The following is a 15,835-nucleotide window of genomic DNA, read 5'->3' as shown; positions in this document are numbered from 1 at the left end:
AAATGTTAGCACGCCTGATTGTCATTTGCTTATTTACTATAAATGCCTTCGGGTGTGCTCTTTGCTCGCTTTATAGCCCGACCGCTCACGTGAGCGTAAAATTCGACTCAAACGAAAACAATATCTCTACAATTGCTTTTTCATGGACATTTTCGCAAAATTTCTCAGAGCTTATGAGACAAAATTTTGACCTAAATCAGGATGAAAAGATAGATGAAAGCGAGATCAAAAAGATCCGCTTAAATTTACTTGATTATCTTGTGCCAAGGCACTATTTAACAAATATTGAGTACTTTTATAAGGATGAAAATGCTACAAAGCTTGAGCTAAATTTAAAAAAGTATAAACTCTATTTTGATGAGGGCAGATTAAAATTTGATGTTAGCTTTAAGACAAATTTGCTTATCAAAGATGGCTTTGTGGTGTCTGTTGAAATGGACGATAAAGAGGGATATTTTAATTTTAAATTTACACAAAACAATGCATTTTTGGTATCAGACCAGTTTTGGACGATACCAAATCCAAATGCAAATTTAATATTTTTTACATTTTCAAGTAAAGCTGCAGCCAAAGCTCATAACGAAAAACCTGCATTAAAAGAGCTTCTAAAAGAGCCAAACTCGGTAAATTTTGAAGATAAAAATTTAAGCCAGATCGATAAGATCGATGAAGCTAAGTTTGATCTTGTTTCAAAAACAAGCCTAAGCATGCTTGATAGATTAAAACAAATTCTAAGAAATTTCGACCAAAAAAGTCCTCTAACCCTGCTATTTTTAGCGCTGATATCATTTGGTTATGGCTTTTTACACGCTGCATCTGCGGGACATGGTAAGGTGCTTACAAGCTCTTATTTTGCCGCAACTGGCGGAAGCTACGCCAAAGCCTTTTTCTTCTCTTTAAAGATCGGATTTTTACATGTTGTGGGTGCGTTTATTTTTGTGCTTGCTAGTTTTATGATACTACGTGAGATCAGTAGTGATCTGACAAAAGATACAGCAAGCGTTACGACAGCATTTTCTGGCGTTATTATCTTTTTTGTAGCGATTTTTATGCTTTATAAAAAGGTCAAAATTTATCTTTCAAGTAAAAAAGAGTTAAATAAATTTTATATTTTTAGCTCAAGCTTAAGCCAAAATTTGAGTAAAAATACAAAATTTACTAGCGACTGTGGCTGTAATATCTGTACTACAAAAAAACCAAAAAACAAAGAAGAATGGCTGGTCGCGGCTGCTGCGGCACTTATTCCTTGTCCTGGTACGATACTTGTCTTTGTGCTAGCAAATGAGCTAGGCAGCTACATTGCAGGCATTATAAGCGGCCTATTTATGGCGCTTGGCATGAGCGCAGTGATATTTTTAGCGGCTGTTTTTGGAGCCAAGATAAATGAGAGCACAAACATTAAGTTAAAAAAGTTTAAAATCTATGCTGAATTTATGGCACTTAGCGTTATGCTTTGGCTTGGACTTTTTATTTTTACTACGACATTTACGCAAAAGAGTCTGTTTTGAAAGAAATTATAAAAATTAGAAATTTAAACTTTAGCTACGATAAGCAAGTGGTTTTAGAAGGTATCAATTTAGATTATAGTAGCGATGAGTTTTTAGCTATCATCGGTCCAAATGGTGGTGGCAAAAGCACGCTTTTAAAGCTTATTTTAGGACTACTTAAGCCTCAAAGTGGCGAGATAAAGCTCTTTGGAAAAGAGCCAAGCGAAGTCAGTAAATTTATAGGTTATGTGCCTCAAAATTTTCTCTCAAATCAAAGCTTTCCGATGATGGTTTTAGAAGTAGTTTTAATGGGGCTAATCGATAAAAAAATTTTTGGTTTTTACTCACAAGCTGAGAAACAAATGGCTCTTGCCGCCCTTGAGAAAGTTGGTATGAAAGAATTTGCAAGCGCTAGAATTGGTGAGCTAAGCGGTGGCCAAAGACAGCGTGTATATATCGCAAGAGCGCTTTGTGCAAATGCAAAGGTCCTCGTTTTAGACGAGCCAACAGCTAGTATCGATACAAAGGGTCAGGCTGAAATTTATGAAATTTTAAAAAATATAAACACAAGCGGCGTTGGTGTAGTTTTGGTAAGTCATGATCTAAATATCGTACTAAATTATGCTACAAAAATCGCCTATGTGAGTAAAAATTTGCATATTCATAAAACTCATGAAGATACTGCAAAAAGAGAATTTATAGAGCATTTAGCAAAATCTCATAGCCATTTTTGCGACGTCGAGATCGCACTTGGTGAATGTGAGTGCAAAATCAAAAGTAATGTTTTTAAGCTAAAGAGATAAAATGAGTGAAATTTTAGAGTTAAATTTTATGCAAAATGCCTTTATTGCTGGCGTTTTAGTTAGTATCATTTGTGGGCTCATAGGCTCACTCGTTGTTATAAACAAAATGACCTTTATCGCTGGCGGTATCGCGCACGGAGCGTATGGCGGCATAGGACTTGCCTTTTTCTTCTCGCTCGAACCACTTCTTGGAGCTAGCATATTCTCACTCTTTTTAGCCCTTATAATCGCCACTATCACGCTAAAAGATAAAACCAACATCGACTCAGTTATCGGTGCTATTTGGGCATTTGGTATGGCTATTGGTATCATTTTTATCGATTTAACTCCAGGATACAATGCCGATCTTATGAGTTATCTTTTTGGCTCTATCTTAGCAGTGAGCGGGCAAGATATAACATTTATGAGTATTTTAGATATCTTATTTTTAGCACTCATTGCCCTTTTTTACCGTCAATTTGTAGCTATTAGCTTTGATGCAGAGTTTGCAAAGTTGCGCGGCGTAAATACAACATTTTTTCACTATTTATTAGTATGTATGATGGCACTTTGTGTAGTAGCTACGATTCGTGTTGTTGGGCTGATTCTAGTCATCGCTCTTCTTACTATACCGCCATATTTAGCACAAATTTTTGCCAAAAGACTTGGGCTGATGATGTTAATCTCTACTATCTTTTCAGTCATTTTTTGTTTTAGCGGTCTATTTATTAGCTTTTATTTTAACCTAACAGGCGGAGCTAGCATAATCTTAGTTGCTTCACTTTGCTTTTTTGCTTTTTGTTTTAAATTTAAAAGCTTACGTCAGTAGCCATTCTTAACTGATAAAGCGTCCAAAAGACGAAGCAAATAGCTGTGAGATAGACACTAAAAAATAGAGCCAGCCATATAAATTTTATCTCAAGACCAAAATAAAAAACTACAGCGTAAAAAAGCGATCCTTGAAGTACAAATTGCCTAAATCCATTTAGCAAAAAGATAGCCACTGGGCGTTTTACGGCCTGAAGAGTGCTGCCTGAGACATTTATCGTGCCATAAGCTACGTAAGCAAGAGAATTTATACCAAGATAAAGCCCTGCCATCTCCAAAACTGCCGGCGTATCATCAAAAATTCTTATCATATCTTCACCAAAAAATCTAATAAAAACGCAAGCAAATGCACAATAAATAAGTAAAAAAAGAAGCGAAATTTTATAGCATTGTTTAGCTCTTTTAAAATTTTTAGCGCCATAGTTTCTTGAAACGATACTTAAAACTGCTGCAGCCATACCAATGGTCGGCAATACCAAAATTTGCTCTATCCTTAAAGCTATACCATATCCTGCTACGGCATTTACGCCATAGTAGCTTATAAATTTTAAAAGCACAAGTGAGCCAAGCGACATCGATAGATAGTTTAAGCAAGCCGGTAGAGCTTGCTTTGTAATCTTTGCCCAAATGCTAAAATTTGGTACAAAATAGCTTAAATTTCTTGGCTCGATCATCTTAGCTTTTTTAACTTTTACAAAAAGGTAGATCATGCCCAAAAGCTGAACACTAGCTGTTGCTAAAGCAAGTCCTTTTACGCCAAGATCCAAAATGAATGCAAAAAAGTAGCAAAAAAATGCATTGATAAAAAGGCCATAAAATAGCCAATTGCGGTAACTTTTTGTATCTCCAAGTGCTACAAGCACGCCGTTTAGAGATTTGATAATCAAGAAAAATGGTGCAGCAAGAAAGATAACACCCGCGTAATCAAGCGCCTCTTTTAAATAGTGATGATCAGCCCCTAAAAAAGTGAGTAAATTTGGTGCTAAAAAATAGCCACAAAACCCCATAAAAATAGCAAATACTAGCACAAAGATAATTCCATTTGCCGCATAAAATTTAGCCATTTTTATCTTTCCTGCTCCAAGGCTATTGCCTATTAGTGCAGTTAGTGCTGAGCCAAAACCAAGCCCAATGCCTACAATACTTAGATAAAGCAAAAAGCTCATAGCCATACCAGCTACGGCAAGGGTAGAAATTTTTGCTGCAAAAAATGTGCCAGTAACGTTATAAAGAGTATTAAACATCATTGCGGTGCCAGCTGGAAGCGAAAGCGAAATGATGAGCTTATTTAACGGGTCTTTTAGTAAATCCATGGTTTGATTTTACGTTTTTTATCTTTAAAATTTGTAAAGAAGAAAATCAACTAAATTTAATAAAAAGCCATTGCCTATTAGTATAGTTAGGATTGATATCTTTTGGCAACGCATTAAATCTTAGAAAGCTTTTATTTTTATGCGTATAAATTATTTGTATAAAAAATTCGTATTTCTATCAGTCTTTGTTATATTAAAAATTTAGCAAGCCAAATATCATAAAAAGCAAGGAAAAACCTTGCTAAAATTTTATTTAATATTTTATGCCCATACCGCCAAATTTAAGCGAATTAATTGTCTTATTATCGCTACTTTCGATTAGAGTTTTAACATCTGCTAAGCCAGGCAATTTCCAAACTTGCTCACAAAGACCATCTACGCCAATAGTCATCTTTATCTCACCATTAGTGTCATTTCCAGCACCCACTTCTAGACATTTACCATTTTTTGTATCGACTGGATTTTTAACATTTGACATTTTTTTAACATCACTATTAAATTTGCCTTGTGAAGTGTAGTAAGAACCCAAATCAGCAATAAGTGTTTGTATATTTGTAGCAGTTTTTGCTATCTCTGCATCATCCCTTGTTGCAGCTAGTTTTGGTATAGCAACCGCAGCTAATATACCCAATATAACGATCACGAAGATCAACTCAATCATCGTAAAGCCTTTTTTCATGACTTCTCCTCCTTGAAATATAAATATTTTCTAAATCGAGCGAATTGTATCATAAATTTCAAAAAACAATAAAATAACGTACTATATAAAAAATCAAAAATTTGCCGATATAAAAAGAAAATTAAAATTTAGGGGCGTTATGAAGGGCGTTATACTTTGTCTATTTATCATCACGATTTCATTTTGTAAATATGAATCTTATAAACCTCTCACGGTAGTAAAATATAATGAAGAAAAGGCTCTGCTTGGTAAAAAACTCTTTTTTGACAAAAGACTAAGCCCAAACGAAAACTACTCTTGCCAAACTTGTCATAACTTGTATTGGAATTTAAGCGGAAGCAACCAAGATAGCATGGAAAAAGGCACTTTAAATCCTCCAACCATATTAAATGCTGCAGCGAATTATCTGTTTTATAGCGATGCAAAGATTAGCAATTTAAAAGATCAAGTAAAAGAGTCCATAACTTCTAGAATAGAACTAAACTCGGATAACGACAAGATAGTGGATTCTGTAAATAACATCTCTGAGTACAAAATTTTATTTAAAAAAATTTATAATGACGGCATTAATTTTGATAATATTGCAGATGCAATAGCTGAGTTCGAAAAGGCTGTCTTAAGTGTTGATTCTCCATTTGATCGTTTTATATTAGGTGATAGCAATGCAATAGATGATAGCGCAAAGAAAGGATTTGAGATATTTAATAATATAGGCTGTGCCGCTTGTCATAATGGTAGAAATTTGGGAGGAAATTTGACACAAGATATTGGCCGAGAAAGAATTTCTGCCTTAGATACAAGCAAAAGATTAAGAAGAGTGCCATCGCTAAGAAATATTACAAAAACTGCTCCATATTTATCCCATGGAGAGATAAATGATCTAAAAGAGGCTATAAGCTTTATTGGTAACTACCAGCTAGGATACGTTCTTAGCAAAGATGAAATTGATGCTTTATACTCATTTTTTCTGACATTAAATGGTAAAAAGCCTAGGATACTAAATGAGTACTAAACGAATAAAAACCGTACTTAGCGTCTTAGTAGCTATATTTTTCATTAGCGCATTTTTTATATATAAAGCAAATATAGCTATTGGTGCAGCTCATAAATTTGATGATGGAATTTTAAATCTAAAATTTATAGACAATGAGATAACTTTTTCTTTAAATAATATTTATGATATCTCAAACTACGACAAACTCAATGCTGACATAAATTCTTTTGATACAAATTTGAGCAACCTTTCAATGCTTAGTGATGAGATGCTGTTGTTTCATCAAAATGAAATAACAAAAGATCTACAAAACATAAGAGATGTATTTAGTAAAAAAGTATTTTTTTTACAAAGATCAGCTTATGTAAACTCATCTATAGATTCTTATATCCAAATAAGTCAATATGAAATACAAAATCTCGCACTTCCAAATAAGCTTGAGCCTATATTTTATGCGATAAAAGGTGCTTTGATGCTTAGTCCTGAAGCAATAGATGATATTTCAAAGCAAATAAAAATGTATAAAAACGAGTATAAAGATAACCAAAAAGCTCAAAATGTATTAGACAAGATACTTTATGCAGCTCAAGCTACAAAAACATTACGTACAATCTCAAATAGTGTAAAAGAGCTACATCTTGATAATCTAATAGAAAATTTTAGAAACAAAATCCTAGAATTTCACTCTGATGAGGTGAATAAGGCAAAAATAGCTCAGAGAATTTGCTTGCTTACATTTATAATATTTTGTTCATTTGGTCTCTATCAAATTAAAATGGCCTCAGAGCGTTTAAGACAGATAAAACTCCTAAGAACGACAGTCGAAAACGATCATAGCTCTATTATCTATTGCGATAAATACAATAGAATTTCATACGTAAATAAAACCTTTGAAGAAAAAACTGGCTACAAGCTAAAAGAAGTAATAGGCAAAAACCCTAGAATACTAAAATCATATATGCACCCACAAAGCTTTTATGAATCCATAAAAGAGGCTGTGCAAAAATCTCTACCTTGGGAGAGCGATGAGCTTATAAGCAGAACAAAAAACGGTAATTTTTTATATGAAAAGGTAAAATTTTCACCATTTTTCTTTAAAAATAAATTTGAGGGCTATATAGCGGTAAAACTTGATAGGACTAAAGAGACGCTAATACTAAATGAACTAACTCAAAAAAATGAACAAATAAAAATACAATCTTCAATCGATAAGCTAACAGGCTTTGGTAACTACTTTGCTTTAACTGAAATTTTAGACGCGCAAAAAGATGGAGTGCTCATTTGCTTAAGCATTAAAAATTTTAAAATTTTAAGATTCTTTTATCAAACTAAGATTATCGATGCAATGCTAAAAGCAGTTGCTGATACACTAAAGCTTTGCATAGATACTTCTGAGATAAAAGCAAAGCTATTTAGATTTCAAGATGACGCATTTTATATATGGTATGAAGGCGATAACATCGTAAGAGATATTGAATATATTAGAGAATATTTTGGCTCAAATAGAATAAATGTCGCTATTGATGAAAAATTTGAAAATTTACCAGGCATAAAGATGGTATTTGGTGTCTCATTGCCAAACGATACCCCACAAACCAACCGCCTAATGCAATCAGTCCTTGCAAATCAGCTCGCAATAGAAAATGGTAGCAATATTTACTACTATCTAGAAAATGACGCCATTGAGATGAAATATCACAAAAACCAGCTGGCAGTTCAGCTAATCGAAGATGCGTTAGAAAACGATAGAGTCATAGTAGAAGCACAAGGTATCTTTAACTTAGAAAAAAATGAGACCGAAGCAAAATATTATGAAGTCTTGGTTCGTATAATCGATCAAAATGGCAAGATACACTATCCGGGCGAATTTTTAGATATTGCCATGAAAACGCAACTATATCCGCAAATAACCAAAAAGGTGATAAGTCTTGCGTTTGATCTAGCTAAAAGATATCCAGACTATACATTCTCAATAAATTTATCTAATACAGACATAGCCGACGCTAGTATGAGAGAGCTTATAGAAAATAAACTAATAGAGTGCAAAGATCCTAATAAAATTTGTTTTGAAATGCTAGAGAGCGAAGAGCTTAGCGACTATGTTGCGGTAAATTCTTTCATAAAACGCGTCAAGGGCTATGGATGTAAAATTTCTATTGATGACTTTGGCTCAGGATATTCAAACTATTACCGAATTTTGGAGCTTGATATAGACACCATAAAGATAGATGGCTCGATAATCAAAAAGCTTCCATTTGATGAAAATGCTAGAGTTCTAGTAGAAACCATCGTAAGCTTTGCAAAAAAGCAAGGCTACAAAATAGTAGCCGAGTTTGCAAGTTCAGAAGAAATTTTAAACCAAATCAAAAATTTTGGGATACCTTACGCACAAGGTTTCTTACTGGGCAAGCCTCGTAGAATGGAATAGTGGCTAAATTTCTATATCTATGCCAACCGGGCAGTGATCGCTGCCTGTAATATCTGGCAAAATAAATGCGTCTTTTAGCCTATCTTTTAATCCTTGTGAAATAAAGAAATAATCAATTCTCCAGCCGACATTTTTAGCCCTTGCATTAAAGCGATAGCTCCACCACGAGTAAGCGTCCGCTACGTCGCCATTTACGGCTCTAAAAGTATCTATAAAACCACTTTTTAGCACCTCATCTATCCACGCTCGCTCAATAGGCAAAAAGCCTGAAGTTTTGGCATTTGCCTTTGGATTTTTAAGGTCGATCTCGCGGTGAGCGGTATTTACATCGCCGCAAAATATCACCTCTTTGCCGCTTTTTACAAGTTCTTTACAGTAAGCTAGAAATTTCTCATAAAAGTCCATTTTATAGGCTAGGCGCTCGTCATCCTTTTGGCCGTTTGGAAAATAGATATTAAAAAGTACAATATTGCCAAATCTATGTTCCAAAACACGCCCCTCCGTGTCATCAAAGAAGGCTGCCTTTTGTGTAGAAATATCAAAATTTGCTAGGCTCATCACACCAGAGTATCCAGCTCTCTCGCCTGAGTTTACGCTTATATCTTTAAAGCCAAGATTATAAATTTCCTTTGGCACGTCATTTTCTTTGACCTTGATCTCTTGCAGTCCCAAAAAATCAGGCCTAACCTCGTCAAGCCAGCCAAAGCCATCTTTTGTTACAAGTGCTCTAAGGCCATTTACATTCCAGCTAATAAGTTTCAAATTTCATCCTTTTTTTAATTATAATTATGCCAAAAATCGCAAAAAGGAAAATTATGAGAAACCAGCCAGAGTATAAATTTTTTAAAAATTTTGGCTACGCAAGAGAGGGTTTGGCTGAAATTTTTAAAAATGAAAAGAGCTTTCGAATAGAAATTTATATATTTTTGGTAACTACGATCTCGCTATTTTTTTGGAATTTTGACCTTGTTTTTAATCTATTTTTGATCTTTAGCATGGCATTTGTGCTAGTTTGCGAGTGTCTAAACTCTGGCTTAGAGCGAGTAACTGATCTTGCAAGCCCAGACTATCACGCCCTAGCAAAGGCAGCAAAAGATGCAGGAAGTGCGGCTGTGATGATCGCAAATTTCTTATGTGGCGCGCTTTGGTGCGTGGCAATAGGATATAAAATTTGGAGCTAGCATGAATGAAGAAATTTACAAGGCAATCATTGGCGAGAAAAAGGTAGAGATCATAAATTTACTTTGCGAGCTAAGCGATGAAAATGGCTTTATTATGCTTAAAATTTCAGACATTTGCGAAAAGCTAGATGTGAGCAAACCAACCGTAATAAATACCTTTAAGCTACTTGAAGAGAAGAAAATTTTCGAGCGAGTGAAAAACGGAGTTTATAGATTTAAAAATTTATAGTTAGTTTTAGCAGATAGTCTTAGCAGTGATCATGCCAAATGTCAAGCGGTCAGTTATCACGACTGATCCTAGACGGCTAGCGTCATGAACGCCACCTGCGATCTCACCAGCTACATATAGTTTGGTATAGGTATAGCCGTTTGAGAGCTTATGACTTTGGTTTTGTGTTGATATTTGGGCCGCCTATTGTGTGGTGAACTTTTGGCGTGCCATGCTCTGCTTAAAATGGTGGATAGGCTATAAAAGTAATATAAATTTTAGCTATAAAATTTTTAAGTAAATAGCTTTAAAGATATTTACTACAATTTCTTTAAATTTATAACTTGGCTGATAATTTTTAGAGTATTTTAGATTTTAGCTTAAGAATAGAATTTAGTTTAGAAGAACGGAGCAAAATTGCTCCGTAAATTATTTAACACCAACTATAATTTGAGTTGCTTTGATGATTGCAGTTACTTTATCTCCTACTTTTAAAGCTAGGCTACTAACTGACTCTCTTGTGATGATAGCTGAAATTTTGCTGCCATTTACATCGATAATAACTTCAGCATTTACAGCTCCGTCTTTTATCTCGCTTACAGTGCCTTTTATTTGGTTTGTAGCGCTAAGCTTAATGCTGTCATCTTTTGAAACGATAACGCTTGAAGCTTTAAATAAAAAGATAGCTTTTTTACCAACTTTAAGATCAAGACCTTTTTCACTATCAACCGTAACAGTCGCTTTTAGCACCTCACCGCCTGCAAGCTTAGCAGATATTAGCGAATTTACCGCACCTGTTCTTACCTCTGTGATCTCAACATTTAGTTGATTTCTTGCACTTATTGACATTTTGTCTCCTTGTTTTGAATTAAATTATGGTGAAATTGTAAGGTAGAATTATTAAGCAAAACTTAAAAAATATTTATGCAAAATTATAATATCAAAAATAAAAATTTTATACTTTTAAATGCCCTATAAATCGCTATTTGAGAAATAAAATCTAAAAATTTAATTTATATTATTTTGAAAAAAATGATAAAAAATATTACTAGCTACTACTTCTAAATATCTATTTTTATAAAATTCTTGTAAATTTGACTTTAAAGCTTGGTAAATTTAAAAGTATTTTAAGCTAAAGTAATATTTTTAAGTAAAGAAATAAATTATAAAATTTGAAGTAAAAATTTGAAAATTTAAATACCAGCTTCTAGCATAGCTTCTGCTTGATAATGCGTAATAAGTGGCTCAATGATCTCGTCAAATAATCCCGCAGCCATAATCGCATCAAGTCGATAAAGTGTTAAATTTATACGGTGATCACTTATGCGGTTTTGCGGATAGTTATAAGTTCTTATCCTGCCTGAGCGGTCTCCAGTGCCGACCTGACTCTTTCGCTCACTAGTTTCTTTTGCAAGTCTCTCTTGCTCTTGCATCTCATAAAGTCTAGCTTTTAGCACCTTCATCGCAGCTTCTTTATTTTTGTGCTGACTCTTGCCATCTTGGTTTGTTACAACAAGGCCAGTTGGTATATGTGTGATCCTAACGGCACTATCGGTTGTATTTACCGACTGACCGCCGTGACCTGAGCTTCTCATCACATCGACTCTTATATCATTTGGATTGATTTCGATCTCACTATCCTCGACCTCTGGCATAATAGCCACAGTCACAGCTGAAGTATGCACCCTGCCCTGACTCTCAGTCTCTGGCACACGCTGAACCCTATGCGTGCCACCTTCAAATTTTAGTCTTGAGTAAGCGCCTTTGCCTTTTATAAGTACAATAATCTCTTTAAAGCCGCCAGTGTTACCCTCACTTTGGCTAACGATCTCAAATTTATATCCTCGAAGCTCCGCATATCTAATGTAAGCATTAAAAAGATCTCCAACAAATAGCGCAGCCTCATCACCACCAGTACCTGCACGAATTTCTAAAAATATATTTTTATCATCGTTTGGATCTTTTGGAAGAAGTAAAATTTTTATCTCTTCTTCAAGCTTTTCTCTTGAAATCTCTAAATTTTTAAGTTCCTCTTTTGCTAGCTCACCAAGCTCAGAGTCCTCAAGTAGGGCTTTATTTTCGTCGATGTCTTTTAAAATTTCTAGATATTTTGTTGAGGCAGTTGCGACTGGCTCGATAGATGATTGCTCTTTTGAGAGCTTTGTCATCTTTTCGATATCGTTTGCTATATTTGGATCGCTAAGAAGCGCAGAAATTTCATTATAGCGATCCAAAAATGGATGAAGTTTATCAGCAAACATTAAATTTTATAAATTAAGCAGCTTTTAGAGTATTTACCAATTGTGCAAGGCGACTAACGCGGCGAGCAGCAGTTTGCTTCTTCAAAAAGCCTCTACTTACGAAGCTATGGATGCTTTTGTTAGCAACTTTTAAAGCTTCATTTGCAGCATTTAGATCTTTAGCTTCTACAGCTACACGCACTGCTTTTGTTATATTTTTAAGTCTTGTGCGGTAAAATCTATTTCTTTCTGTTCTTTTTATAGTTTGTCTAGCTCTTTTTTCAGCAGATTTATGGTTTGCCATAATATACCTTTTTGAATAATTTTAGTCGGTGATTATATTAAAGATATAATAAATTTAACCTTAATTTAAGTCATCCTTAATGAAAGTAAATTTTAGATTTTAAATTAGGTAAATTCTGATAAAATAGCACAATTTTATAATAAAAAGGATAAATTTATGAAACTATTTGGAACGGATGGAGTTCGTGGCAAGGCAGGCGAAAAGCTCTCAGCTCAAACATCTATGCGTCTTGCAATGGCGGCTGGAATTTATTTTAGAAAGACTTCAGCGACAAATGTGATTTTGGTTGGAAAAGATACTAGAAAAAGCGGTTATATGATAGAAACCGCCATAGTTGCGGGGCTGACTGCAGTTGGCTACAACGTCCTTCAAATAGGCCCTATGCCAACACCTGCAATCGCATTTTTAACAGAAAATATGCGCTGTGACGCTGGTATAATGATAAGCGCTTCACACAACCCATACTACGATAACGGTATCAAATTTTTTGATAGCTTTGGCAACAAACTAGATGAAAAAATAGAAGCTGAGATAGAGAAAATTTTCTACGACGACGAGCTCATCGCGAATGCCCAAAAGACAATGATAGAGATAGGTGCAAACAAGAGAATTGACGACGTTATCGGCAGATATATCGTGCAGATCAAAAATTCATTCCCAAAAGAGTTAAATTTAAAGAATTTACGAGTAGTTTTAGACGTGGCAAACGGAGCTGCTTACAAGGTCGCACCAACCGTGTTTAGCGAGCTTGGAGCCGATGTCATCGTCATAAACGACGAACCAAATGGTAGCAATATCAACCAAAACTGCGGCGCACTTCACCCAGAAGATCTAGCAAGCGAGGTAAAAAGGCTTCGTGCTGACATCGGCTTTGCATTTGACGGCGATGCTGATAGACTTGTAGTCGTCGATGAAAACGGCGAAGTTGTGCATGGCGATGCGATACTTGGCTCACTAGCTGCATTTTTACACGAGCAAAAGGCGCTAAAAGGTGGAGCCATCGTGGCTACGGTGATGAGTAATGCCGCACTTGATGACTATCTAAAAGCTCACAAGATCAAGCTACTTCGCTCAAACGTAGGCGATAAATACGTGCTTGAGATGATGAAAGAAAATGGCATAAATTTTGGTGGCGAGCAAAGCGGCCACGTGATATTTAACGACTACGCTAAAACTGGCGACGGCCTTGTTACTTCGATGCAAGTAGTTGCTATGATGCTTAAAAAAGGCAAAAAAGCTAGTGAAATTTTTGGCGAGCTAAAGCCGTATCCACAAATTTTACTAAATTTAAAGATCACAGAGAAAAAGCCGCTTGATAAGATAGAGGGGCTAAAAGAGCTTGAGGCTAGCCTCGCAAAAGAGGGCATAAGATCGCTATTTAGATACTCTGGCACTGAAAATTTGATCAGACTTTTGCTTGAGGGTAAAAATCAAACTTTAGTTGAAAAACGCATGGATGAAGTTGAGAAATTTTTTGTAAAAGCCCTAAATGCGTAAAAGCTTAGTTAAATTTTTCATCGCGTTTTTTCTCATTTTTATCGTTGATCAAGCGATAAAGATGATATTTATAGATGGTTTTTCGTGGGAGGGCGAGTTTTTCTCACTAGTTCTTACATATAATAAGGGCGTTGCATTTTCGATGTTTGCCTTTTTAGATGAGTGGCTTAAATTTATCCAGATCGCCCTCATTTTAGGCGTTTTTGTCTATCTAGTCATTGAAAAAAAGCTGCTTTGCTCGTATGCCATTTGGCTTGGAGCTTTGCTAGGAGCTGGCAGCTCAAATATCACAGATAGATTTATCCATGGCGGCGTCGTGGATTATGTCTTTTGGCACAAGTGGTTTAACTTTGCGGTCTTTAACTTCGCTGATGTGATGATCGATCTTTGCGTGGTGATGATACTTTGGCAAAGTTTTAGAAAAAGGAGAGAGAGTGGGAAATAATATCTACGTCGCATACGCGCTTTGGCTACTTACTGGCTGGCTTGGGGCGCATAGAATTTACCTTGGTAAATTTATCACTGGCTTTTTGATGATGGGACTATTTTTCGTTGGCTACTCTACGTTTTATTTCATTATAGGCATACCATTCTTAGCTATCTGGGGCATTTGGTGGCTTATAGATGCATTTTTGGTTGGTGCTTATGTCGAGAAAAATTTACAAAAAGTCGAGCTAAAAGAGAGACTAAAACTAAAAGATAAAGAGGACGACTTAAAAAGGCTTTACGAGCTTTTTGAGAGTGGTGCGATCAGCAAGGCTGAATTTGAAGCTAGAAAAGAGATACTTTTTAGATAAGGAGACGTTATGGCAGAATATTATCTTTACTTAAAATACCTCCACTATTTGTTTTTCATCTCGTGGATGGCAGTGCTGTTTTATCAGCCAAGGCTCTACGTTTATCACGTAGAAAATATGGACAAGCCAGACTTTGTAAAAGTGGTAGAGGTGATGGAGTACAAGATGTATCACTACATCGGCTGGGTCGCACTAATTGGCTCATTTGTCACTGGTATATTGATACTTATCGCGATGCCTGATCTTATAAAAACTGGTCACATCCATGTCAAAATTTTAGTTGTCATCTTAATGGCTATCTATCACCTAGACCTTGGACGCTACATGAAGCAGCTCAAAGAAAAACGCTGTAACAAAAGTGGCATCTTCTTTAGAGCCTACAACGAAGTGCCAACTATTGCAATGCTCATCATCATCTGGGTAATGATAGTAAATCCATTTTGAGGGAATTTGATGAAGAAATTTTTAGCATTTATCGCTTTGCCGGCACTCTTACTTGCGGCGACTCAGTACTTTGAGCCGGTGCAGATAAAATTTGACAACAGACTCTACTCATTGGCATATTCAGCCAAGCCTATGCCAAATTTATTCACGCAGGAGTACTTGCTCCCTGGCGAGAAGCTAGATAGTTTTAGCTACATGCTCTCGCTAAATACCCTTAAATTTGACGCTACGCCAGAGCAAGCAGTCGAGCAAAAGATAAATGATCTAAAAGAGCTAAAAGCAAAAGGGCTAAAAGTGGCTTATAAAAAGGGTTCGCTGGCAAATGAAATTTATCTTGATATCACGATATTTTCAAACCTAAATGGCGTACCAACAGCTGAGCATTCGATATATCGCTACACCAAACAAGGCGGAAATTTAGTCCTTTTTACCATCCAAAGGCGTGCTTATAAAAAAGAGGGCATTCAAAGATTTGCTACAAATTTCACGATCGAGTCGCAAGATTTTAGCAAAAAAGCCCTAGCCACACCTTTTCCACAAATCATCAATAGATAGACAAATTTGAGTGTAAATTTAGCCTTTGCACTCAAATTTTAAAACCAGACTTAATAAATTTATCTAAAAATAAAACGAATAGTTATATGATAAGTAAA

The 15,835-nt window shown here is 35.4% G+C and carries 18 protein-coding genes and 1 pseudogene; 12 read left to right on the top strand and 7 right to left on the bottom strand.

Annotated features, from left to right (window positions below):
- Positions 1-2 precede the first annotated feature (2 nt).
- From ATCC51562_RS00985 to ATCC51562_RS00975, 3 genes are read left to right on the top strand one after another with little or no spacing between them, the layout of a single operon-like run.
- Positions 3-1,508 carry a nickel/cobalt transporter gene (locus ATCC51562_RS00985; protein WP_021090357.1) on the top strand — a complete coding sequence of 502 codons (1,506 nt, stop codon included), beginning with the start codon at positions 3-5 and terminating at the stop codon, positions 1,506-1,508.
- Complete coding sequence (locus ATCC51562_RS00980; protein ID WP_021090339.1) at positions 1,505-2,290, top strand: metal ABC transporter ATP-binding protein; 786 nt, start codon at positions 1,505-1,507, stop codon at positions 2,288-2,290. Before ATCC51562_RS00985 ends, ATCC51562_RS00980 begins: the two co-directional genes overlap by 4 nt.
- Before the next feature lies 1 nt (position 2,291).
- Complete coding sequence (locus tag ATCC51562_RS00975) at positions 2,292-3,098, top strand: metal ABC transporter permease (protein ID WP_021090242.1); 807 nt, start codon at positions 2,292-2,294, stop codon at positions 3,096-3,098.
- Here ATCC51562_RS00975 and ATCC51562_RS00970 read toward each other — a convergent pair.
- A complete protein-coding gene (locus tag ATCC51562_RS00970) occupies positions 3,079-4,410 on the bottom strand; it encodes an MATE family efflux transporter (protein WP_021090368.1) in 1,332 nt (443 codons plus the stop codon). The genes ATCC51562_RS00975 and ATCC51562_RS00970 overlap by 20 nt on opposite strands.
- 253 nt (positions 4,411-4,663) lie before the next feature.
- The gene (locus ATCC51562_RS00965; RefSeq protein WP_021090269.1) at positions 4,664-5,089 is read right to left on the bottom strand and encodes a type II secretion system protein; all 426 of its coding nucleotides are present in this window, start codon (positions 5,087-5,089) and stop codon (positions 4,664-4,666) included.
- Between the two features lie 139 nt (positions 5,090-5,228).
- Between ATCC51562_RS00965 and ATCC51562_RS00960 the strand changes: the two genes are divergently transcribed.
- Both ATCC51562_RS00960 and ATCC51562_RS00955 read left to right on the top strand, forming a co-directional pair.
- Complete coding sequence (locus ATCC51562_RS00960) at positions 5,229-6,101, top strand: cytochrome-c peroxidase (RefSeq protein WP_021090390.1); 873 nt, start codon at positions 5,229-5,231, stop codon at positions 6,099-6,101.
- Entirely contained in the window at positions 6,091-8,511 is a 2,421-nt protein-coding gene (locus tag ATCC51562_RS00955; RefSeq protein WP_021090301.1) for a GGDEF domain-containing phosphodiesterase, read from the top strand. Before ATCC51562_RS00960 ends, ATCC51562_RS00955 begins: the two co-directional genes overlap by 11 nt.
- A 3-nt stretch (positions 8,512-8,514) precedes the next feature.
- On the opposite strand, the gene ATCC51562_RS00950 is transcribed toward ATCC51562_RS00955, so the two are convergent.
- Positions 8,515-9,273 carry an exodeoxyribonuclease III gene (locus ATCC51562_RS00950; RefSeq protein ID WP_021090298.1) on the bottom strand — a complete coding sequence of 253 codons (759 nt, stop codon included), beginning with the start codon at positions 9,271-9,273 and terminating at the stop codon, positions 8,515-8,517.
- Between the two features lie 53 nt (positions 9,274-9,326).
- Between ATCC51562_RS00950 and ATCC51562_RS00945 the strand changes: the two genes are divergently transcribed.
- Positions 9,327-9,692: a diacylglycerol kinase gene (locus ATCC51562_RS00945; RefSeq protein WP_021090215.1), complete on the top strand. Its 366-nt coding sequence runs from the start codon at positions 9,327-9,329 to the stop codon at positions 9,690-9,692.
- 1 nt (position 9,693) lies between these two features.
- Positions 9,694-9,921: a replication/maintenance protein RepL gene (locus ATCC51562_RS00940; RefSeq protein ID WP_021090258.1), complete on the top strand. Its 228-nt coding sequence runs from the start codon at positions 9,694-9,696 to the stop codon at positions 9,919-9,921.
- 6 nt (positions 9,922-9,927) lie between these two features.
- On the opposite strand, the pseudogene ATCC51562_RS09785 reads toward ATCC51562_RS00940, so the two are convergent.
- From ATCC51562_RS09785 to rpsT, 4 genes and pseudogenes are all read right to left on the bottom strand, one after another.
- Positions 9,928-10,162: pseudogene (locus ATCC51562_RS09785) on the bottom strand (FAD-binding protein); the annotation flags it as partial.
- 167 nt (positions 10,163-10,329) lie between these two features.
- Entirely contained in the window at positions 10,330-10,749 is a 420-nt protein-coding gene (locus ATCC51562_RS00935; protein WP_021090264.1) for a TOBE domain-containing protein, read from the bottom strand.
- A 344-nt stretch (positions 10,750-11,093) separates the two neighbouring features.
- On the bottom strand, positions 11,094-12,161 hold the full coding sequence (gene prfA, locus ATCC51562_RS00930; RefSeq protein WP_021090402.1) for a peptide chain release factor 1: 1,068 nt from the start codon (positions 12,159-12,161) through the stop codon (positions 11,094-11,096).
- Positions 12,162-12,174: 13 nt separating this feature from the next.
- The gene (gene rpsT / locus ATCC51562_RS00925) at positions 12,175-12,444 is read right to left on the bottom strand and encodes a 30S ribosomal protein S20 (protein WP_004317319.1); all 270 of its coding nucleotides are present in this window, start codon (positions 12,442-12,444) and stop codon (positions 12,175-12,177) included.
- Between the two features lie 156 nt (positions 12,445-12,600).
- On the opposite strand from rpsT, the gene glmM reads away from it, so the two are divergent.
- From glmM to ATCC51562_RS00900, 5 genes are read left to right on the top strand one after another with little or no spacing between them, the layout of a single operon-like run.
- Positions 12,601-13,941: a phosphoglucosamine mutase gene (glmM, locus tag ATCC51562_RS00920; protein ID WP_021090278.1), complete on the top strand. Its 1,341-nt coding sequence runs from the start codon at positions 12,601-12,603 to the stop codon at positions 13,939-13,941.
- On the top strand, positions 13,934-14,386 hold the full coding sequence (gene lspA / locus ATCC51562_RS00915; RefSeq protein ID WP_021090389.1) for a signal peptidase II: 453 nt from the start codon (positions 13,934-13,936) through the stop codon (positions 14,384-14,386). Before glmM ends, lspA begins: the two co-directional genes overlap by 8 nt.
- Positions 14,376-14,738: an NINE protein gene (locus tag ATCC51562_RS00910; protein ID WP_012000991.1), complete on the top strand. Its 363-nt coding sequence runs from the start codon at positions 14,376-14,378 to the stop codon at positions 14,736-14,738. Before lspA ends, ATCC51562_RS00910 begins: the two co-directional genes overlap by 11 nt.
- A gap of 9 nt (positions 14,739-14,747) precedes the next feature.
- Positions 14,748-15,182 (top strand): CopD family protein, encoded by a 435-nt coding sequence (locus tag ATCC51562_RS00905; RefSeq protein ID WP_004317437.1) that lies wholly within the window; start codon positions 14,748-14,750, stop codon positions 15,180-15,182.
- Positions 15,183-15,191: 9 nt separating this feature from the next.
- Entirely contained in the window at positions 15,192-15,737 is a 546-nt protein-coding gene (locus ATCC51562_RS00900) for a hypothetical protein (protein ID WP_021090252.1), read from the top strand.
- The last annotated feature ends 98 nt before the right edge of the window (positions 15,738-15,835 follow it).

Source organism: Campylobacter concisus ATCC 51562, from assembly GCF_000466745.1.
Classification (GTDB): domain Bacteria; phylum Campylobacterota; class Campylobacteria; order Campylobacterales; family Campylobacteraceae; genus Campylobacter_A; species Campylobacter_A concisus_B.
This window is presented reverse-complemented; position numbering and strand designations above follow the sequence as displayed.